This window comes from Saccharopolyspora sp. CA-218241 (assembly GCF_050954615.1).
In the GTDB taxonomy this organism is placed as follows: domain Bacteria; phylum Actinomycetota; class Actinomycetes; order Mycobacteriales; family Pseudonocardiaceae; genus Saccharopolyspora; species Saccharopolyspora cebuensis.
Genome location: NZ_CP191860.1, coordinates 1540956 through 1560614 on the forward strand (window position 1 = coordinate 1540956; position 19659 = coordinate 1560614).

General features: G+C 75.6%; 13 protein-coding genes and 1 other RNA gene. 7 read left to right on the top strand and 7 right to left on the bottom strand.

From position 1 onward, the window contains the following. Positions 1-412: 412 nt before the first annotated feature. The 4 genes from ACQP0T_RS07605 to ACQP0T_RS07620 are packed head-to-tail and all read right to left on the bottom strand — an operon-like array spanning position 413 to position 8493. Positions 413-1609 (bottom strand): DUF2399 domain-containing protein, encoded by a 1197-nt coding sequence (locus tag ACQP0T_RS07605; RefSeq protein WP_433871929.1) that lies wholly within the window; start codon positions 1607-1609, stop codon positions 413-415. After that, on the bottom strand, positions 1602-5687 hold the full coding sequence (locus ACQP0T_RS07610; protein WP_433871930.1) for a TIGR02680 family protein: 4086 nt from the start codon (positions 5685-5687) through the stop codon (positions 1602-1604). Before ACQP0T_RS07610 ends, ACQP0T_RS07605 begins: the two co-directional genes overlap by 8 nt. Next, positions 5684-6874, bottom strand: coding sequence for a TIGR02678 family protein (locus tag ACQP0T_RS07615; RefSeq protein WP_433871931.1), 1191 nt, complete (start codon positions 6872-6874; stop codon positions 5684-5686). The genes ACQP0T_RS07610 and ACQP0T_RS07615 overlap by 4 nt, the downstream gene beginning before the upstream one ends. Then, the gene (locus ACQP0T_RS07620; RefSeq protein ID WP_433871932.1) at positions 6871-8493 is read right to left on the bottom strand and encodes a DUF2397 domain-containing protein; all 1623 of its coding nucleotides are present in this window, start codon (positions 8491-8493) and stop codon (positions 6871-6873) included. Before ACQP0T_RS07620 ends, ACQP0T_RS07615 begins: the two co-directional genes overlap by 4 nt. Positions 8494-8634: 141 nt before the next feature. On the opposite strand from ACQP0T_RS07620, the gene ACQP0T_RS07625 reads away from it, so the two are divergent. After that, complete coding sequence (locus ACQP0T_RS07625; protein ID WP_433871933.1) at positions 8635-9576, top strand: cobalamin biosynthesis protein; 942 nt, start codon at positions 8635-8637, stop codon at positions 9574-9576. A gap of 161 nt (positions 9577-9737) precedes the next feature. Here ACQP0T_RS07625 and ACQP0T_RS07630 read toward each other — a convergent pair whose 3' ends face one another. Genes ACQP0T_RS07630 through ACQP0T_RS07640 form a run of 3 tightly spaced genes read right to left on the bottom strand, consistent with a single transcriptional unit; the run spans position 9738 to position 11969 of the window. Next, a complete protein-coding gene (locus ACQP0T_RS07630) occupies positions 9738-10574 on the bottom strand; it encodes an SURF1 family cytochrome oxidase biogenesis protein (protein WP_433871934.1) in 837 nt (278 codons plus the stop codon). A gap of 56 nt (positions 10575-10630) precedes the next feature. Then, entirely contained in the window at positions 10631-11503 is an 873-nt protein-coding gene (locus ACQP0T_RS07635) for a fructosamine kinase family protein (RefSeq protein WP_433871935.1), read from the bottom strand. 7 nt (positions 11504-11510) lie between these two features. Then, positions 11511-11969, bottom strand: coding sequence for a low molecular weight protein-tyrosine-phosphatase (locus tag ACQP0T_RS07640; protein WP_433871936.1), 459 nt, complete (start codon positions 11967-11969; stop codon positions 11511-11513). A 154-nt stretch (positions 11970-12123) separates the two neighbouring features. Between ACQP0T_RS07640 and cobC the strand changes: the two genes are divergently transcribed. The 6 genes from cobC (at position 12124) to ACQP0T_RS07670 (ending at position 19081) form a co-directional block, all read left to right on the top strand. Next, positions 12124-13170 (top strand): Rv2231c family pyridoxal phosphate-dependent protein CobC, encoded by a 1047-nt coding sequence (cobC, locus tag ACQP0T_RS07645; RefSeq protein WP_433873617.1) that lies wholly within the window; start codon positions 12124-12126, stop codon positions 13168-13170. 5 nt (positions 13171-13175) lie between these two features. After that, the gene (locus tag ACQP0T_RS07650) at positions 13176-14033 is read left to right on the top strand and encodes a Nif3-like dinuclear metal center hexameric protein (RefSeq protein WP_433871937.1); all 858 of its coding nucleotides are present in this window, start codon (positions 13176-13178) and stop codon (positions 14031-14033) included. Then, positions 14030-14758 carry a zinc ribbon domain-containing protein gene (locus ACQP0T_RS07655; protein WP_433871938.1) on the top strand — a complete coding sequence of 243 codons (729 nt, stop codon included), beginning with the start codon at positions 14030-14032 and terminating at the stop codon, positions 14756-14758. The genes ACQP0T_RS07650 and ACQP0T_RS07655 overlap by 4 nt, the downstream gene beginning before the upstream one ends. Next, positions 14755-15870, top strand: a complete 1116-nt coding sequence (locus ACQP0T_RS07660) for a bifunctional RNase H/acid phosphatase (protein WP_433871939.1) — start codon at positions 14755-14757, stop codon at positions 15868-15870. Before ACQP0T_RS07655 ends, ACQP0T_RS07660 begins: the two co-directional genes overlap by 4 nt. A gap of 30 nt (positions 15871-15900) precedes the next feature. Beyond that, an RNA gene (gene rnpB / locus ACQP0T_RS07665) (RNase P RNA component class A) lies at positions 15901-16293 on the top strand. 604 nt (positions 16294-16897) lie between these two features. Continuing rightward, a complete protein-coding gene (locus ACQP0T_RS07670; protein WP_433871940.1) occupies positions 16898-19081 on the top strand; it encodes a hypothetical protein in 2184 nt (727 codons plus the stop codon). Positions 19082-19659 lie beyond the last annotated feature (578 nt).

Below are 19659 nucleotides of genomic sequence, written 5' to 3' on the forward strand. Positions count from 1 at the left end.
TCTTGCGGGTGACGCGCGCCCGTGTTGCCCGCCGGGGCGGTCCGCACCGCCCGCGGAGCCGTCACGGCGCGGTGGCAGCTCCCCGGCCCGGGCCGGCTCGGCGTAGCGCTCGGAACGGCGCAGCGCTCGGAACGGCGCATCAGCACCTCGGGGCCAGCCACGAGGCCGTTCGGATGGCGCGGTCGGGCTCTCCGCGTGAAGCGACATGCTGGTTCACGGTTCAGCACGTCATCGGCCGTACGCCGTGCAACGGGCAAGACGTGATTCGCATTCGCGTTCGTCTCCGGAGACGCCGTTGTGGCCGCGCACGCCGCGGCCGCCCGACCGCGCGGGTCCGGGGAGCTCCGCGGCGGGCGCGGGCCGTCCGCAACGACGCCCGGACGGAACCTGCCGGGGCGCCGCCGCGTGCGGTTCAGCTCCGCAGGTCCGCCAGCAGCGACGGCAGCACCATCTCCTCGTCGATGGCGCGTCCGGTGTCGGCCATCAGCCCGGCGAGGTCCGGATCCCACGGCGTCCGCACCGGGTCGCCGACCAGCGTGCCCAGGTCGGTGCGCCGCGCCGCGGCCCGGTCCAGCGCCTCGCGGTAGTCCGCCGCCGCCATCCGCCACGGCCGCGCCCCGGTCCGCTCCACCAGCCGCGCGACCGCGGCCACCCCGGGCCAGTCGAAGTCGCCGTGCACGCGCAGCTCGGCGCCGTCGGCGGCCAACCGGGACAGCAGCGCGCTGGCCAGCGGACCGGTCGCGCGCACCACCGGGTGCCCGATCCGCTCGCCGAGCACCGCCTCCACCAGCCTCGGGTGCTCGCAGACCGCGATCGCGGTGCCCGGCTCGACCAGCCGGTCCGGCGCCGCCCGCAGGTCCAGCAGGCTCAGGTGCGCGGGCAGGCCCAGCTCCGCGCGCTCGCGCACCCCGCGCGACCACGGGTCCGCGCCGACCAGCGGCAGCGCCCAGCACACCGCCCCCGCCGACGCCGCGTTGCGCACCACGCCCCAGCTCGCCCACAGGTCCCGCCGCGGTCGCTGGTCGCCCAGCGCCAGCGAGGCGGCCTTGAACACCACCCGGCTCAGCGCCGTGCCGGTGTCCAGGGCGTGCGGATCGCCGGTCAGCGCGGCCAGTTCGGCGCGCGAGACCACCCGGTCCGAGGTGAGCTCGGCCAGCACCGCGGTGGCGTCGCGGGCCAGCGCGGGCAGCTCGGACCGGGAGATCCGGCCGTAGCGGTGCACCCAGTCGATCCACGGACCCGCCCAATCGGCCCCGTCGAGGCCGTGCGCGGCGAGCTGCTCGGCCAGCGGATCGGCCGAGCGGGCCGGTGCGGCGGTCGGTCGGGCCCCGCCGAGCGGGCGCCCGTGCAGCAGCTCCAGCGCCTCGCGCAGCCCCACGCCGAACGGGGAGGCGCGCAGCGCGGCGTCCAGCTTCGGCACGCTGATCCGGGTGCCCTCGCCCCACATCGGCCGCCCGTAGAGGTCGCCGACGGCCTGCCGGGCCGCGTCGTCGGGCAGCTCCAGCCGGAACGTCGTCTCCTCGGCCTCCACCGCCGCGCGCGCCCGGGTCCACAGCCCCCGCAGCGCCTCGACGTCCCAGGCTCGGCGGATGTCGGCGGGATCAGCCATCAGCGCGCTCCAAACCGGAACCGTCCCACGTGGTGTGGGTGCAGGCGATGCCGTGCCCGCTGCGCGGGCGCAGCACGTCGTAGATGTGCATCTTCGGGATCTTGGGCGACACGCCCCACCCGCTCGGCCAGGTGATCAGCCAGTCCATGTCCAGGTCGACCAGCAGCCCGAGCATCCGCGCGATCGTCGGGTCGTCGAGCCGCTCGAACGCCTCGTCCAGCAGCACCAGCCGCAGCGGGCCACCGCCGTCGGAGACCGCGCTGACCGCATCGTAGAAGGCCGCCGCCGCCGCGAACAGCGTCACGTAGGAGATCAGCCGGGTCTCGCCGGAGGAGAGCTGCCGCAGCCGCCGCACCCGGTCCCCGCCGTCCGGCCCGGTGTCGCGGACCCGCACGGTGAAGGCGAACCACGAACGGTAGTCCAGCGCCCGGGCCAGCACCTCCGCGTAGCCGCCGGTCGCGGTGTCGCGCTCGGACTCGATCAGCTCGGTGAACACCCGCCGCAGCACCGCGTCCTCGTCGTCGCTGCGCTCGGCGACCGGGGTGCGCACCACGTCGATCGCCTGCCTGATGTCGTCGCCCAGCGCCGCCGACGGCTGCCAGTCGAGCTGCACGTGCACGCCCTGGCTGGACCGGGCGCCGTCGAGCACCTCGTTCATCCGGCGGCACAGGTCCTCGGCGATGCCCACCTGGGCGCGCAGCCGCTCCGCGAGGTCCCGCACCAGGTAGTCGGCGAAGATCGACTGGTAGCGCTCGTTGAGGTAGCCGCGCTGCTCGGCCAGCCGGTCGCGGACCCGCCGCGCCGCCTCGGCCACCGGCTGCGGGCCTTCCTCGCCGGTCACGGTGACGGTGAGCAGGCCATCCTCGTCGGCCGCGGTGATGTCGTAGCCGCCGCTGAGCGAGTGCTGCAACGCCTGCAACCGGTTGAGCACCGTCGTCTCCGAGGCCCCGCGCCGGTCGGCCGCGGCCAGCAGCTCCGCGGCCTCGTCGAGGTCGTCGGGCTGCTCGGCGTCGAGCTCGGCGGCCGTCCACAGCCCCGGCGTGCGCAGCGCCCGGCCGAACGCCTCGGTGGCCGCCGCCGCGTCGGACTCCCGCCCGGCGAGCTGCGACCGCTTGTGCTCGCACTGCGTCTCCAGGCGGGCCGCGGTCTCCCGCAGCGAACCGACCCGCTCGCGTTCCCGGGGCAGCCGCTCGCGCAGCGCGGCCCGCTCCTGCTCCAGCGCCCCGACCTTGTCGGCGACCTGCTGCGCCGCCCCGTCCACCGCGCCGGTCAGCTCGGCCAGCGCCGCGGCTTGCTCGGCGTGCTCGGCGCACCGCCGCTCGGCCTGCTGCTCCGCCTCCTGCCGGTCGGCGACCGCGACGTCGTGGTGCAGCGCGATGTCGCGCAGCTCGGCCAGCGTGGGCAGGCAGCGGGACCGGACCACCTCGCCCAGGGCCTCGATCGCGGTGACCGCGTCCTCGGCGGCGCGGCGGGCCGACTCCAGCGCCGCCGCGTCGGCGGGCAGCCCCGCCGCACCGGACTCGCGCGCCAGCTCGGCGTGCCCGGCTTGCCTGCGCCGCTGGGCGTCGTCGTGCTCACCGCGCAACCCGGCCGCCTGCTCCTCGGCCTCGTGCGCCGATTCCTCGGCCCCGGCCAGCTTCGCGTGCGCGGCCAGCAGCTCGGCGTCGTCCGGGTAGGACTCCAGGTGCTGCTCCAGCAGCGCCGCGTGCTCAGCGGTCTCCCGGCAGCGGCGCTCGGCGTCGCCGGTGTCGGTGCGCAGCCCGGCCAGCTCGTCCTCCAGCTCGGCGATCCGCCGCGACCGGGCCGCCTCGCGGGCTCCGGCACCGACGAACTCCGCCGCCGGTTTGGCCCAGCGCCCGGCCAGCACCCCGGCGCGCCACGCCCCGGTCTCGGCGACCGACAAGCCCGCGCCGTCGGTGGACACCGAGTCCAGCAGCGCGGCGACGTGCTCGGCGGTCACCGGGGAATCCGGTTCCGGCGCGGGCCGCAGCAGCTCCGCCAGGGTCGTCCCGGCCGCCGACGCCGGGGCCGCCACCAGGTCGGCCACCTCGGGCACCGCGCCGTCGGCGGTCACCCACGCGTTGAGCAGCCCGCTGGCCTGCAACGCGCCCTCCAGACCCGCCCGCTGGTCGTCGGACAGGCCGGGGCGGAAGTCGACGAGCCGGTAGAACGCCCGCCCGGCGGCCGGATCGCGGTCGGCGACCGCCCACTCCGGACGGTCCGGGACGCGTTCCTGCCCGGAGCGCAGCGCGGCCAGCTCCTTCTCCCGCTCCCGGATCCGCTCGCGCTGCTCGGCGATCTCCTGCTCCACGGCCGAGACCTCGCGGCGCGCGGCGTGCAGTTGCGGCCGGGCCCAGCGTCGGGCCGCCTCCCGACCCTGCCGGGGCGTCGCCGACCCGGCGACCAGGTCCTCGGCCGACGGCGGTTCGGGAGCCGGATCGGCGGCGGCGTCCGGCCACCCGGCGGCCCACTTCTGCACCTGCTCGACCCAGACCGCGGCGGCGTCGGCGAGCTCCTGCCGGGACTGGTTGCGCCTGCCGGTGGCCTCGGTGGCGCCGAGCTGCGCCCGCCGCGCCTGCCGGTGCAGCTCGTCGACCCGCTGCTGCTCGGCGTCGAGCTCCCGGGCCTTCTGGTGCAGCGAGAGGGTCAGCGCCGAGCGCTGCCGGGCCGGGGACGCCGCGGCACGCGCCTGCTCGACCACGGCGCGGAACCGCTCGGCCAGCGCGTCGGCGTCCAGCTCGGGGACCCCGGGGCGGGTGACCGGGACCGGCTCCGCGCCGGGCTCCGGAGCGGCCCGCACCCGCTCCTCGCGGTCCGGTGGGACGGCGGTCGCCACCTCGGGCGCGGCGGGCACCAGCGCGGTGTCCAGGCCCGCGGTGCGCAGCTCGGCGGCGGCCCGCGCCGCGGCCTCGGCGGCGGCCTCGGCATCCCCGCCCAGCCTGCGCAGCACGCCCCGCACCGACTCCGCCGAGCGCTGCTCCTGGGCGCGGTGCCGACCCGCGGTCTCCAGCGCCGACCGCGCCGCCGACCGGGCGCCCTCGACCACCTGCTCCCGGTCCCGCAGGTTCTGCAGCTCCGAGTACGCCGGGTGCGAGCGCAGCGCGTCGATGCTCGATTCGAGCTCCGACTCGCGGGCCTCCAGCTCGTCGATCGCGCGCTGGGCTTCGGCGCGGTCGGCGCGCTCGCGGGCCAGCCGCCCGTCGAGCCCGTCGAGCTCCGCGCGCAGCGACCGCAGCCGGTCGTCCGCCGTGCGCATCGCCGCGCCCCGGTCCCGCAGCGCGCCGAAGGCGTAACCGGTGTAGGTGGTCAGGAACGCGCCCAGCGCCTTGTCCGCCCCGGCCAGCCCGACGATGTTGGACCGGATCGACTCCAGGTCGTCGAACGAGGTCGCCAGCCGCTCGATCAGCGCCGGGTCCAGCGGCGGCAGCGCGTCGGAGAGGATCTGCTCGAGCTGGCCCTCCAGCACCTTCAGCCCCACGTCCGGGTTGCGCAGCGTGCGCTGCAGGTGCAGCAGGTCGCCGTAGCGGGACGCGGGCACGCCGTAGACGACCGCGGCCACCTTCGCCCGGAACGACTGGTCGTCGAGCACGCAGTCCGCGCCGAGCAGCTCGCGCAGCCCGGCGGCGCCCAGCGGCACCCGGTCGGACCCCACCAGGTGCAGCGACGAGCCGACCCGCCTGCCGGTGATGAACCGCCACGAGTCGCTGATCGACTGCGAGGTCTTCGACGCCTTGACGCCGATGCCGCAGGTGAGGAACTCCTCCTCGCCGTCGGGGCGCTCCCGGCGCAGCTCGATCCAGGCGTAGCCGATCCGGTTCGGCCCGCCCGGGTATTCGTCGAGCATCAACCGCCGGATGCTCACCGTGTCGAAGCCCTTCGAACCGAGCTGGCGCAGATCGCCGTCCAGGCACAGCGGCAGCAGCAGCTCCAGCGTCCGGGACTTGCCGGACCCGTTGGTGCCCTGGAAGATGCCGCGACCGCCGGAGAGGTCGAACGTCGTCTCGGCGTACTGCCAGATGTTGACGATCCCGCCCCGGTGCAGCCGCCACCGGTTCGGCAGCGGGGTGTCCGTGCTCACCCGTCCTCCATCTCGTCGAACAGCGACCAGCCCGCGGGTTCCGGTGCCGGTGGTTCGGGTTCCTTCCCGGGCGCCGGAGTGGCGTCGGGCCGCGGTGACCAGCGGTGCGCGGCCGGGCTGAGCAGCCACCGGCCGTCGGCGGGACGGGCCAGCCCGAGCCGCCGCAGCAGTTCCAGCACCGCGCGCACCAGCTCCTGATGATCCTCCGCGGCCTGCCGGGACCACGCCGCGGGATGGGCCTCGACCAGTTCCCGGCACACCTCGGCGACGTCGCGGCCGTCGACCGGGTGGAAACCCGCCTCGTCCGGCTCGGAGCGGGACAGCAGCTCCGGCAGGGCCAGCAGCGCGACCCGCGCCACCGTCCCCGGGCCCGGGAACACCACGTCGGTCAGGTAGTCCTCCGGGTCGCTGACCACCACGCCCTCGGCGCGGGACTCGGCGACCAGCCCGAAGTACCGCTCCAGCGCCCTGGCCTCGGTGGTGCGGTGCTCGCGCAGCCAGCGGGCCTGCTCCGGCGCCAGGTCGGCGTAGTGCACCACCGGGTCCTCCACCAGCTTGCGGCGCACCGCGTGCGCCACGTCCCGCGGACCGCTGGAGGCGGCCAGCTCGACCAGTTCCGCCGGATCGGCGGCCTCGGCCAGCGGCCCCACGACGACCTGGCCGAGCAGATCGGTGTCGATGGTGATCAGCGCCTCCGCGCCCGCGTCGGCGGCGACGGTGCCCTCGGTTTCGGTGATCACGCCCAGCGACACCAGGTTGCGCAGCGCCGCGGTCAGCGCCCGCCGGTCGGCGGGGTCGTCGACCACGGCGACGCCCGCTTCGGCCGCCGCCGCCCGGACGTCGCTGACCAGCCGGGACAGCAGCACCTGCCGGCCGATCCCGGTCAGCGCCGCCAGGGTCAGCGCCAGGTAGGCGTGGCCGCGCGGGGACAGCGCCGGTTCACCGCGCGTCGGGTCCTGGCCCGCGCCGGACTTGCCGAGCCGCGCGAAGCGGCGCTCCACCACCAGCCGGTAGCCCAGCCGGGCGGCGAACAGCTCCTGGAGCGCGGCGCGGTGGCGGTAGATCATCGGCAGCAGGTCGCCGTCCGGCCCGCCCGCCCGCAGCAGCGGGCGGCGCAGCAGGACCCGGGCGCAGCGCACCACGTTCGCCGCGTCGATGTCCCCGAGCTCGTCGAACACCGCGGTCACCGGTCCGCCCCCGGGATCGCGCCGTCGCCGGAGACCTCCAGCGCGGTGTCGCGCAACGTCAGGGTCCCCCCGGCGCTGCGGACGGTGGTCAGCTCGCCGGGTTCGGGCCGCACCGTCACCCGCAGCCGGTGCACCGGGTCCAGCGCGGTGCCGGTGTCGTCGTCGCGTTCCCGGCCCGCCATCGCCAGCGTCAGCAGCTCGCAGAGCACCCCGAGCGCATCGGCGGACAGCCGGGTCTGCGGCAGCCGGGCCCCCGCCGCGGCGAGCTCGCCCACCGCGGCCCCGCGCCGCTGGTCCTGCTCGCGGGCCTGGGCCAGCAACGTCTCCTCGGTCATCGGGTCGTCGAGCACCTTGGAGGTCCGGCCCCGCGCGCCCCGGTCGCCGCGGCTGCGGACGCTGACCACCACGTCCTGCACCGGACCGTCCCGCCAGGGCACCTCGTCGTTGTCGGTGTCGTAGTCCGGCGCGGGCAGCAGGTGCCGCGAGGAGTGCAGCCCGAACGCCGCCGAGTGCAGCCGCTGCGCCTGCTCCTGGTCGGCCGCGTCGAACCAGGCCGCGAGCTTGAGCAGCGAGCCGCGCCGCCCCGGCAGCACCCCGCCGGCCGAGGTCGCCCGCTTGACGCTGGCCAGCAGCGACCCGATCGCCCGCGCGGTCGCCTCCCGCAGCGCGGCGACCTGGCTCGGCCTGCCGGGGGAGTCCACGAACCAGTCGGTGAGCTCCTGCCAGTCCGCGGCGGTGCGGCCCCGGGCCCGCTCCACGTCGGTGCCGAGCTGGTCGGCCGGGCCCAGCAGCGCCAGCAGGTCGCCGCGCACCTGGGCCAGGCCCGCCAGCGACGCCGCGATCGTCTCGGTGTGCCGGAGCACGTCGGCCACGACCATCTGGATGTACTCGACGAGCAGGTTGCGGAACCCGGAGATCTCCTCCGGCGCGAGCTGGTGCCGGGTCACCACCTGGCCCAGGTAGGCGTAGAAGTCGCGGACCGTCGCGGCGAGCTCGGCGTGCTGCAGGAACACCGTGGTGACCTGCTCGGCCAGCCGCTCCCGGGCCTGGCGGGCCGCCTTCGACTCCGGGTCGCGGCGCCGCGCGGTCAGCGCCGCCGACAGCGCCTCGCCGATCCCGGCCAGCCCCCGGTCGATCGCGGGCAGCAGCTCCCGGGACACCTCGCGGGCACCTTCCGGCACCCGCAGCAGCGCGTCGATGTCCCGCTGCACCCGCACCGCGAGCTTGCTCACCTGGTAGCGGACGCTGCCGTGCTGGAACTCCGCGATGCTCGCCGCGATCGTCTCCCGGCGGCCCACCACCAGGTTGCCCCACCGCACGAGCTGCCGGAGCCGGTCGATCACCGTGTCCACATCGGACTCCCCGGGCGCCACCCGGCCCTCCCGCTCGGCGGCGGCCAGCGCCGCGGTGACCTCCCCGGCCGACAGGTCCGCGAGCAGCGTCGAGGTGAACAGGCGCATGATCGCCAGGTAGGTGCGGTGCTCCGGCGCTTGCAGGTACGCGAACAGCGCGAGCCGTCGCGCGTCGTCGGCGGTGTCGGCGGGCGCCGCCGCCGGGTCCGCAGCGGCGGGCGGCGCCACCGCACCCGCGCGCAGCACTTCGTGGTCCGAGGCCGTCACGGTGCGCCACGATAACCCCTGCGCCGGACACACCCGGTCACCTGGCGGGTGGTGGCCCCACCGGGACCGCCGGGTCGGTAGCGTTCCGACCCGGTACCGCCGGGCGCGGCGGTGCCTCGCGACGGAGGGGGCACAGCACCGGTGAGCGTGGCACGGGCGGTCGGACTGCTGTTGGGCGTGGCCGCGGACGCGGCGATCGGGGATCCGCGGCGCTGGCACCCGGTGGCCGGGTTCGGCTCGGTGGCCGCGGCGACCGAGCAGGTGCTGCACCGCGACCGGCGCGCCGCCGGGGTCGCGCACACCGGGCTGCTGGTGGGCGGGGCCGCCGGGCTCGGCGTCGTCGTCCAGCGGCTCACCCGCGACAGCCCCGTGCTGGAGGCCGCGAGCACCGCGCTGGTGACCTGGGCGGTGCTCGGCGGGTCCTCGCTGGCCGACGAGGGCGCCGCGATGGCCCGGCTGCTCGACGACGGCGAGCTGGACGCCGCCCGCGACCGGCTGCGCAACCTCTGCGGGCGCGACGCCGCCGTCCTCGACGGGCAGGGCCTGGCCCGCGCCACCGTCGAATCCATCGCCGAGAACACGTCCGACGCCGTGGTCGCCCCGCTGTTCTGGGGCGCCGTCGCGGGCGTTCCCGGCCTCCTCGGCTACCGCGCGGCCAACACCCTCGACGCGATGGTCGGGCACCGCTCACCCCGGCACCGCCACTTCGGCTGGGCCGCCGCGCGCCTGGACGACCTGCTCAACCTCGCCCCGTCCCGGCTGGCCGCGATGCTCACCGCGGTGTGCGCGCCGGTCGTCGGCGGCTCGGCGCGCGGCGCGTGGCGGACCTGGCGGCAGGACGCCGCCGCGCACCCCAGCCCCAACGCGGGCCAGATCGAGGCCGCCTTCGCCGGCGCCCTGCAGATCAGGCTCGGCGGCCGGACGATCTACGGCTACGTCGTCGAGCAGCGCCCGGTGCTCGGCGAGGGCCGCACCGCCGACGCCGGGGACGTCACCCGCGGCGTCGAGCTGTCCCGGGTGATCGGCATCGCCAGCGCCGCCGCGGCAGCGGGCACCGCGCTCCTCCGGACCCTCCGCCGCTGAACCCGGACGTCACCCGTACGAAGTGGGTACATCAGGAGGCGATCGGCGCAGCGAGGGGACCGCTGAGGTTCCGCTACCCGCACCGCCACGCAGGCCATTGGCGAAAGCGGTCCTTACTTGGGCGAGGGTGCCCCTCGCTCGCTCAACGTCCGGGCGTCGGCTCAGCGGGTGGCGTCCTGCTCCTCGGCCTCGCGGCGTTCCTCCTCGGCGATCGCCTCGGCCACCGAGCGGCGGCGGCTGGTGCGGCCCGCGGTCGGCTTCGCGGGGTCGCCGGAGGGGCGCACCTCGGAGTAGATCAGGTAGCCGATGGCGCCGATGGCCATCACGCCGAAGGTGATCCACTGCAACGCGTAGGAGAAGTACGGCCCGGACTCCAGCCGGGGCAGCGGCAGCGGTTCCAGCACCCCCGGCTCGCCGTTGCCCAGCATGAAGTAGCCCGGGTGCAGGTCCAGCCCGGTGGCCGCGGCGACGGTCCCGGAGTCCACCGCGTACACCCAGCGGTGGCCGTCGTGGCTGAACGGCGGGCGCTGCTCGCTGTCGTGCTCGTCGGCCCGCGCCCGCGCGACCACCGACACCTCGCCGCTCGGCGGCGGGGCGAACTCCGGTGCCCGGGTGCCCTCGACCGGGCGGATGAAACCGCGGTTGACCAGCACCGTCTCGCCGGTGGTGGTGCGCAGCGGGGTCAGCACCTCGAAGGCCGGTTCGCCGAGCACGGTGCGCTGCCAGGCCAGCATCTCGGCCTCGGGCAGGTAGTGGCCGCGCAAGGTCACCTGGGACCACTCGGTGCCCTCGTCGGGTGCCCGGCCGCCGGGCAGCACCTCGCGCAGCGGGCGGGGATCCGCCTCGAACGACTCGCTGATCGCGGCGTTGCGGTCCTGCGCCTGCTCGTTGCGGTCGAACTGCCACGGGGCCAGCAGCGTGAAGCAGAGCGTGGCGAACACCACGACCAGCAAGATCAGGCCGATCCACCCGGGCCGCAGCAGGAACTTGAAGCGCACGCCCCTACGGTAAGCCGGACATCACCGGCACCGCCCCGCACCCCCGCTCGGGCACCTCAGAGCGCCGAGCGCGCCGCGGCCACGGCCTGCGCCGCGTACCCACCGCCGAACAGCACGGTGTGCACCAGCAGCGGGAAGAGCTGGTGCAGCCCCACCCGGTCCCGCCAGCCGGGCGCGAGCGGACGCACCTCCTGGTAGGCCGCCAGCACCCGCTCCAGGTGCGGGCAGCCGAAGAGCTGGAGCATCGCCAGGTCGGTCTCGCGGTGCCCGCCGTGCGCGGCCGGGTCGATCAGCCACGCCGCGTCGTCGGCCCACAGCACGTTGCCGGTCCACAGGTCGCCGTGCAGCCGGGCGGGCGGTTCGGCCGGTCCGGCCAGCGCGGGCAGCTCGTCGCGGACCCGCTCGATCGGGCGGGCGTCGCGCGCGGGCAGCGCCCCGGTGTCCACCGCCCGGCGCAGGTACGGCTCGATCCGGTGCTCGGCGTAGAACGCCGGCCAGTCCTCGGCGGTGCGGTTGCGCATCGGGGCCAGCCCGATCCAGGCGTCGACGGGTCCGCCCGGCGGCGGTGTCCCGAACGCCTCGGCACCCGCCGCGTGCAGTTCCGCCAGCCCCCGGCCGAGCCGCTCGGCCGCCGCCACCGACGGCGATCCCGAGCCGACGTGCTCGGTCACCAGCCATCGGCCGTCCTGGCCCCGCACCTCCGGCACCGCGACGGTTCCCGGCTCGGCCAGCCAGGACAGCGACGCGGCCTCCGCCTCGGCGGCGCCCGGCAGGTCCGCCGGGGCGGCCTTGGCGAACACCACCGCACCGTCGTCCAGCACGGCGCGCACCGCGGCGGAGGTGTCCCCACCGCCGAGCGGGCGCAGGTCGGCGACCTCGCGGCCGGTGATCCCGGCCACCGCGCGGCGGGCGTCGTCGAGCGGGCTCATCGGCTCCTCACAGGCGCTCGCGGATCCAGTCCAGCAGTCCCGGCATCGCGGCCTCGACCATCTCCAGGACGTCGTCGAAACCGCGCGGGCCACCGTAGTACGGATCGGGCACCTCGGCGTCCGGGGCGGAGCCCGGGTCGAACGAGCGCAGCAGCCGCACCTTCGACGGGTCGTCGGCGAGCCGCCGGACCTCCCGCAGGTGCCCGGAGTCCATCGCGACCAGCAGATCGGCGTCCAGGTGGTCCGCGTCGAGCTGCGCCGCGACGTGCTCGGTGGCGTACCCGTGCTCGGCCAGCACCGACGCCGTGCGCGGGTCGGCGGGTTCCCCGACGTGCCACGACCCGACCCCGGCGCTGCTCACCCGGACCCGGCCGTCCAGCCCGGCGCGCCGCAGGTGGTCGCGGAGGACGAGGGCGGCCAGCGGCGACCGGCAGATGTTGCCGGAGCAGATGAACGAAACGTGCACGCCGGGAGTGTAGGGGTCGGCCCCGCTGCGGGACGGCCCCGCCGGTCCGGTGGAGGGCACCGCCGTTCGGGTGCCCCTCACCCACCTGGTGGGACGGCCGGTGGGCGGCGCCGCGTCGGTGGGCGGGGCGCGGGCGCTCGTTAGACTGCTCGGGATGAGCTGCGGGGATGAGGTGGTGTTGCGGCACCACGGCGACGTCGACGCCGAACCGGGGCTGCTGGACTTCGCGGTGAACGTGCGGCTGGACCGGCCGCCGCGCTGGTTGCGGGACCGGCTGGCCGCGGCGCTGGACCGGCTGGGCTCCTACCCCTCCGCCGAGGACGACCGCGCGGCGCGGGAGGCCGTCGCCGCGCGGCACGGGCGCAGCGCGGGCGAGGTGCTGCTGCTGTCCGGGGCGGCCGAGGCGTTCCCGCTGCTGGCGGCGCTGGAGCCCCGGCTGGCCGCCGTGGTGCACCCGTCGTTCACCGAACCCGAGCTCGCGCTGCGCACCGCCGGGGTGCCGGTCGAGCGGGTGCTGCTGGACCCCGACGACGGCTACCGGCTGCGTCCGGAGGCGGTGCCCGAGGCGGCCGACCTGGTGGTGCTCGGCAACCCGACCAACCCGACGTCGGTGCTGCACCCGGCCGAGGTGGTCGGCGCGCTGCTGCGGCCCGGCCGGGTGGTGGTCGTGGACGAGGCGTTCGCCGACGCGGTGCCGGCCGAACCCGAATCGCTGGCCGGCCGCGCCGAGGCCGGGCTGCTGGTGCTGCGCAGCCTGACCAAGACCTGGGCACTGCCGGGCCTGCGCGCCGGGTACGCCCTCGGCGATCCCGAGCTGCTGCGGGCGCTGGGGCGGGGCCGCCCGCACTGGCCGCTGGGCACGCTGGCGCTGGAGGCGGTGCGCGCGTGCAGCGGACCCGAGGCGGTGGCCGAGGCGCGGCGGGCCGCGCACGAGTCCGCCGGGCACCGGGCCGCGCTGGTCGAGGAGCTGGCCGCGGTGCCGGGGGTCGAGGTCGTCGGACCCGCCGCGGCGCCGTTCCTGCTGCTGCGCGTCGACGGCGGGGAGAAGGTCCGGGTGGCGTTGCGCGACCGGGGAGTGGCGGTGCGGCGCGGTGATACGTTCCCCGGGCTCGGACCCGATCACCTGCGGGTCGCGGTCCGGGAACCGGCGCGCAACGCGGTGCTGGTGCAGGCCATGCGGGACGTCGTGGGACGGGGGTGACGACGATGGCGGTCCGGGTGCGGGACGTGATCGAAGCGATGGAGGCGGCCTACCCGCCGGAGCTGGCGGAAAGCTGGGACGCGGTGGGTCTGGTGTGCGGGGATCCCGACGCGGCGGTGCAGCGGGTGCTGTTCTGCGTGGACCCGGTCGAGGCCACGGTGGACGAAGCGGTGGACTTCGGCGCGCAGGTGGTGATCGCCCACCACCCGCTGCTGCTGCGCGGCGTCCACGGGGTGCCCGCCGACGATCCCAAGGGCCGCGTGGTGCACCGCCTGGTCCGCTCCGGCATCGCGCTGTACTGCGCGCACACCAACGCCGACAGCGCCATCGTGGGCGTCTCGGACGCGCTGGCCGAGGCGATCGGCGTCGAGGTCACCCGAACCCTGGTCCCGCACGCCGAGGGCGCGGGCACCGGGCTCGGCCGGATCGGCGAGCTGCCCGAGGCCGAACCGTTCGCCGACTTCGTCCGCCGCGTCGCCGAGGGCCTGCCCACCACCGCCTGGGGGGTGCGCGGCGCGGGCGACCCGGACCGGCCGATCCGCACCGTCGCGGTCTGCGGGGGAGCGGGCGATTCGTTCCTGGACGCCGCGACCGCAGCCGGGGTCGACGCCTACGTGACCGCCGACCTGCGGCACCACCCCGCGGGCGAGCACACCGCGCGCGCCGACGTGCCCGGCGCGCAGGTGCCCGCGCTCGTCGACGTCGCGCACTGGGCGAGCGAGTGGCCGTGGTGCCAGCAGGCGGCCGACATCGTCGCCGCGGCGCTGCCGGATACTGTCGAGGTTCTCGTTTCCACCCGCCGCACCGACCCGTGGACCGTGCACGTCGGTGCGGCACCCGACCCAGGGAGGGCGCTCGCGTGAAAGCCGACCCCGCCGTGCAGCGACGGCTGCTCGACCTCGCGGAGGTGGACGCCGATCTCAACCGCGTCACCCACCGCCGACGCACGCTGCCGGAGCTGACCGAGGTCGGCGAGGCGGAGCGGGACCTCACCGCCAAGCGCGACGACCTCGTGGTCGTGCAGACCTCCTACAACGACCTCGACCGGGAGGTCAAGCGGCTGGAGGGCGAGGTCGACCAGCTCCGCAAGCGGGAGCAGCGGGACCGCGACCTGATGTCGGGCGGCGCGTCGCCGAAGCAGCTGGAGGACCTGGAGCGGGAGCTCGAAGCGCTGACCCGCAGGCAGGGCGTCCTGGAGGACGAGCTGCTGGACGTCATGGAGCAGCGCGAGGCGCTGGAGATGAACGTCAACAAGGCCGCCGAGGCCGCCACCGCGGCCGAGGAGCGGGTCGCCGAGGTCCAGGAGCGGCGGGACGCGGCGGTGGCCGACCTCGACACCGCCGAGGCCCGCGGCACCGCGTCCCGGCGGCTCATCCTGGACAACGTGCCGGAGGGGCTGGCCGCCCTGTACGAGCGCATCCGGGAGCAGAAGGGCATCGGCGCCGGGCTGCTCCAGGGCGCCCGGTGCGGTGCCTGCCGGCTCGAACTGGACCGCTCGGCGCTCAACGACCTCCGCGAGGCCGCTCCCGACGACGTGGTCCGCTGCGAGGAGTGCGGGGCGATCCTGGTCCGGGAGTCCGGGAAGTGAGCCTGCGCGTCGTCGTCGAGGCCGACGGCGGTTCGCGCGGCAACCCGGGGCCGGCGGGCTGTGGTGCGGCCGTGTTCGACGCGGCCAGCGGGGACCTGCTCGCCGAGCGCGCCGTGCCGCTGGGCACCACCACCAACAACGTCGCCGAGTACCAGGGCCTGCTCCACGGGCTCGCGGCGGCGGCGGAGCTCGGCGCCACCTCGGTCGAGGTGCGGATGGACTCCAAGCTGGTGATCGAGCAGATGAGCGGTCGCTGGCGGGTCAAGCACGAGAACCTCCAGCCGCTGGCCGCCCGCGCCCGCGAACTGGCCGCCGGCTTCGACGGGGTCACCTACGAGTGGGTGCCGCGCGCCCGCAACGCGCACGCCGACCGGCTGGCCAACGAGGCGATGGACGGCGCCGACGAGCACCCGGTCGAGGCGGAGCCCGCGCGGGGCACGCGCAGCCGTCCGCAGGAGTGGCTCGCGGTGTCCGGTGCGCCGACCCGGTTGGTGCTGCTCCGGCACGGCCAGACCGCGATGTCGGTGGACCGCCGCTACTCCGGGCGCGGGGACGTGCCGCTGACCGAGCTGGGGATGCGCCAGGCCCGCGCGGCGGGACGCCGGGTCGCGGCGCTGGACGGGATCACCGGCGACGACGGGCGCGCGGTGGTGCTCACCTCGCCGCTGCGGCGGGCCAGGCAGAGCGCGCAGGCCGTCGTCGACGTGCTCGGCGGCGAGGCGGTGCCGCACGAAGGGCTGGTCGAGACCGACTTCGGCGAGTGGGAGGGGCTGACCTTCCAGGAGGCCGCCGACCGGGATCCGGAACTGCACCGGCGCTGGTTGGGCGATGCCGAGGTGCTGCCGCCCGCCGGCGAGAGCCTGGAGGCGGTGTACCGGCGGGTCGTCGGGGTGCGCGACGACGTCCTCGCCGAGCACGCCGGGCGCACCGTGGTCCTGGTGAGCCACGTCACGCCGATCAAGGCGCTGCTGCGGTTGGGGCTGGCCGCCGGGCCGTCGGTGTTCTACCGGATGCACCTGGACCTGTCGTCGCTGTCCATCGTGGAGTTCTACGGCGACGGCAACGCCTCGGTCCGGTTGGTGAACGACATCTCCCACCTGCGGTCGGGCTGACCGCCGCGAGCTAGAATCGGCGGGAGCGGACGAGTCGGCCGGGCGATCGCGTCGGAGTGCTGCTCCGTCGAGGAAAGTCCGGACTCCACAGGGCAGGGTGGTTGCTAACGGCAACCCGGGGAGACCCGCGGGAAAGTGCCACAGAAAGCAGACCGCCCCGGCTGCGGCCGGAGCAAGGGTGAAACGGTGGTGTAAGAGACCACCAGCACCCCGGGTGACCGGGGTGGCTCGGTAAACCCCACCCGGAGCAAGGTCAAGAGGGCGCCGAAAGTCGCCTGCGCGGACGTTCGAGGGCTGCCCGCCCGAGGTCCGCGGGTAGACCGCTGGAGCCTGCCGGTGACGGCAGGCCGAGATGGATGGTCGCCGAACGGGAGGCCGCGAGGCCCCCGGGAACAGAATCCGGCTTACAGGCCGGCTCGTCCGCTCCGCCCCCGCTTCACCCGGAAGGGTGCCGTGTGAGGGCACCTTCATCCGACCATGCCGGATGAAGACCGCTTCGAACCCGCGGCGGTGCCGGTTGACGGCCGCACCGCGAAGCGGTTCCGCCGCTTTCTGAAGGCCCCTGAAGGTGCCTGGAAACGGGTGCCGGCTCGGCGCGGCCGCATCCCGAGCTCCACCGGCGCCGAGGTGGCGGTCCGGCTGGTCGACGAGCGGACCACCATCGCCACCACGGTCCACCCGCTGCAGGTGCTCGACGAGGAGCTGCCGGAGACCGAGCACGACGTCCGGGTCGACGTGATCGTCACGCCCGGGGAGGTGCTGCGGACCCCGGCACCCCCGGCGCGGCCCCGGAACCCTGTGGCACCACCTCGACGAGGACGAGATCCGCGCGATCCCCGCGCTGGCCGAGCGCCGCTGACGTGCGCTCCCCGCCGGTCCGGCGGACCAAGATCCCGACTGCGAGGTTCACTCCATCGTGGACTAGCGTGCTCAACCGCACTTGATGGGGGATTTGCTCCGACATCACCCGTACGTGTGGAACTGAACGGTTGCCGGCACGTGCGGCGGACATCCGATTGGCACCGCTTTGACCAGATTCGCACCCCAGCGCGCGCACCGGTTCGCCGCGCCGACGTCCGGCAGCCCGCGGCGCCGGTTCCCCACCGACGGTCCGGCCTGGGCCATCGGGATCCTGTCGCTGCTGATCAGCGCCGGGTTCCTGGTGGTGAACGTGGCGTACAACCACGGCAACGTCATCCCGCCCGTGGACGACGCCTACATCCACCTGCAGTACGCGAAGCAGATCGGCTCCGGGCACTTCCTCCAGTACAACACCGGCGACCCGATCAGCACCGGCGCCAGCAGCCTGCTCTACGTGCTGGTGCTGGCCGCGGCCTACGCGCTCGGGATGCGCGACGAGCTGTTCCTGCCGTTCGCGATGGGCTTCGGCGCGCTGTGCGCGGCGCTGACCGCGGTCGGCTGCACCCTCCTCGGCACCCGGCTCGCCGGACGCCGCGTCGGGGTCCTCGCCGGGCTCCTGGTGGCGGGCAACGGCGCGCTGATGTGGGGCGCCACCAGCGGCATGGAGGTCGCCTTCGTGGCGCTGCTGCTGGTGGCCCTGCTGCTGGCGTTCGTCGTCGAGCGGCCCACCGGGCGGTTCCGGCTGACCCCGGTGATCGCGGTGCTGGCCGCGCTCACCCGGACCGAGGCGATGATCTTCGCCACGGCGCTGTGCCTGGCGATGGTCTGGCACGTCGTCCACCACGCGCGCGGCACCCGCTCGCGGTGGCCGCGCGCGCTCGCCCGCCTGCTGTGGGTCGGGCTGCCGTGCTACGCCGCCGCCGCGCAGTACCTCTTCTACCTGCTCGTGACCGGCTCGGCGGAGCAGAACGGGGTGCTGGCCAAGTCGCTGCTGCACGCCCCGGTGGTCTACCCGCTGGAGGTGCTCGACCAGGCGTTGACCAACCTGCGCGTGTTCCTCACCGCGTTCAGCGGGTTGAGCACGCAGGACTACGTCTTCCCGGCGGCGCTGCTGCTCGCCGTGGCCGGAGTGGTGGGGTTGCACCGCCGGTTCCCGCAGTGGCGCGGCCTGGCGCTGGCCTCGGGTGCGGGGGTGGCCCTGGTGCTGGTGGCGGTGGCGACCCTGGTGCACCCGCAGGTGCACCACATGCGCTACCTGCAACCGCTGCTGCCGGTCCTGCTGCTGATGGCCGCGCTCGGGATGGACTCGGTGGCCGTGCTGTTCGCCGGGCGCGGGCGGCGCGCGGTGCTGGCCGGGTTGGCGGCGATCGCGCTGCTGTTCTCGTTCTCCCAGCTCCCGGCCTGGGCGATCCGCCAGGGCCAGCAGGCCGCCGGCATCCGGGACCAGCAGGTGACGATCAGCCACTGGATCGACGAGAACCTCCCGCCGGACGCCGTCGTGGCGGTCAACGACGTCGGCGCCGCCGCCTACTTCGGCGACCGCCACGTGGTGGACCTCATCGGGCTGACCACCAACGGGCTGGCGGCGCCGAACCTGCACGGCGCGGGCAGCCTCTACGAAGCGCTGCGGGAGCTGCCGGAGCACCTCCGCCCGGACTACTTCAGCATCTTCGACTCGTGGAACGTGCACGGTCTGGTCGACACCGGCCTGCTCGGCCGCGAGGTGATCGGCTTCGAGCTCAAGTCGCCGCGGTTCTCCCACATCACCATCGGCGGGCACTCCGCGTGCCAGGCCGCGCGGGGTTGCGACCGGGTGACCGTCTACGAGGCCGATTGGAGCCTGGTGGGCAGCGGCGACCGGCCGGTGGCGCCGCCGCCCGGCCGGGTGCGCGACCACCTCGACGTCGCCGACCTCGCCGACGAGGAGCGGCACGACTACCGGGTCGTCCCGGCGCACCGCGGTTTCCAGCCGATGACCGGCGGCCGGACGGTGCAGCTGCCCGACGGCCGCCGCGTCGTCGACAGCGGGCGGCACGTGATCGGCGGGGAGGAGTTCACCGCGCGCGGGCTCACCCCCGGGCGGCCGGCGACCCTGACCGCGCGGGTGGACGCCACCGAGCCCCTGGCCGGGGTGCCCACCGGGTCCCGCGAGGTGCGGGTGCGGGTGAACGGCGAGCTCGCCGGCACCTGGTCGTTCGCGCCGGATCCGCTGGGCTGGACCGAAACTTCGTTCACCCTCCCGGCGCACCTGGTGACCGGGACCGAGCTGCGGGTCGAGCTGGGACCGCTGCAGGACTTCGTCGGGCCCTACCCGGACTACACCTCCTACGGGTACTGGCTCAGCCAGTGACCGCGCGGCGCGGCCGGGACGGGCGCCGGTCCCGGCCGCGCTGCTCCGTCCGGACGTGCCGCTGCTCCGTCCGGCCCAACATCCCGCCGCCGCACGGCTGCCGCGACCGTCCACTGTGGTCTGAAGTGCGGTGCGCGCCGGGGCACCTGCCCCGCACCCTGCGTCCGGGAGCCGCTACGCTGGACGCACGCACCAAGATCACCTCCCGGGAACCGGATCGCGAGGCGCCATCGCGTGATCCGGTCGGGTGCATCGCGGTGCGGTGCGCGGAAATCCACCGACGCCCGGGTTCGTGCACGGTGCGTCACGAATGGGCCCGCAAGCGGGTGAACGACCGCGGATCCGCGGTCCGGGAACCCGCCGGCGACGGCTCCCACCCGGGAGGTTGCGGCGAAAGGGGCTGCCCGAACGGCCTATTCGCCGCGTGGCCGGGTGAGTCCGGCCACCGGATCTTCGCCACACCTGACGCTGCAACCACTACTTCTGGTGACCATGTCATGTTCTACTCGTACCGGCATGCCGGGTCGTGCCCGACGAGCTGAGCAGACCCGACGACGCTCCGCGCATTCAGGAGTCAT

Coding starts and splice junctions, on each gene's coding strand:
- ACQP0T_RS07605 (WP_433871929.1), bottom strand. CDS start 1,609: ATGGCTGATCCCGCCGACATCCGCCGAGCCTGGGACGTCGAGGCGCTG.
- ACQP0T_RS07635 (WP_433871935.1), bottom strand. CDS start 11,503: ATGAGCCCGCTCGACGACGCCCGCCGCGCGGTGGCCGGGATCACCGGC.
- cobC (WP_433873617.1), top strand. CDS start 12,124: ATGAGCTGCGGGGATGAGGTGGTGTTGCGGCACCACGGCGACGTCGAC.
- ACQP0T_RS07650 (WP_433871937.1), top strand. CDS start 13,176: ATGGCGGTCCGGGTGCGGGACGTGATCGAAGCGATGGAGGCGGCCTAC.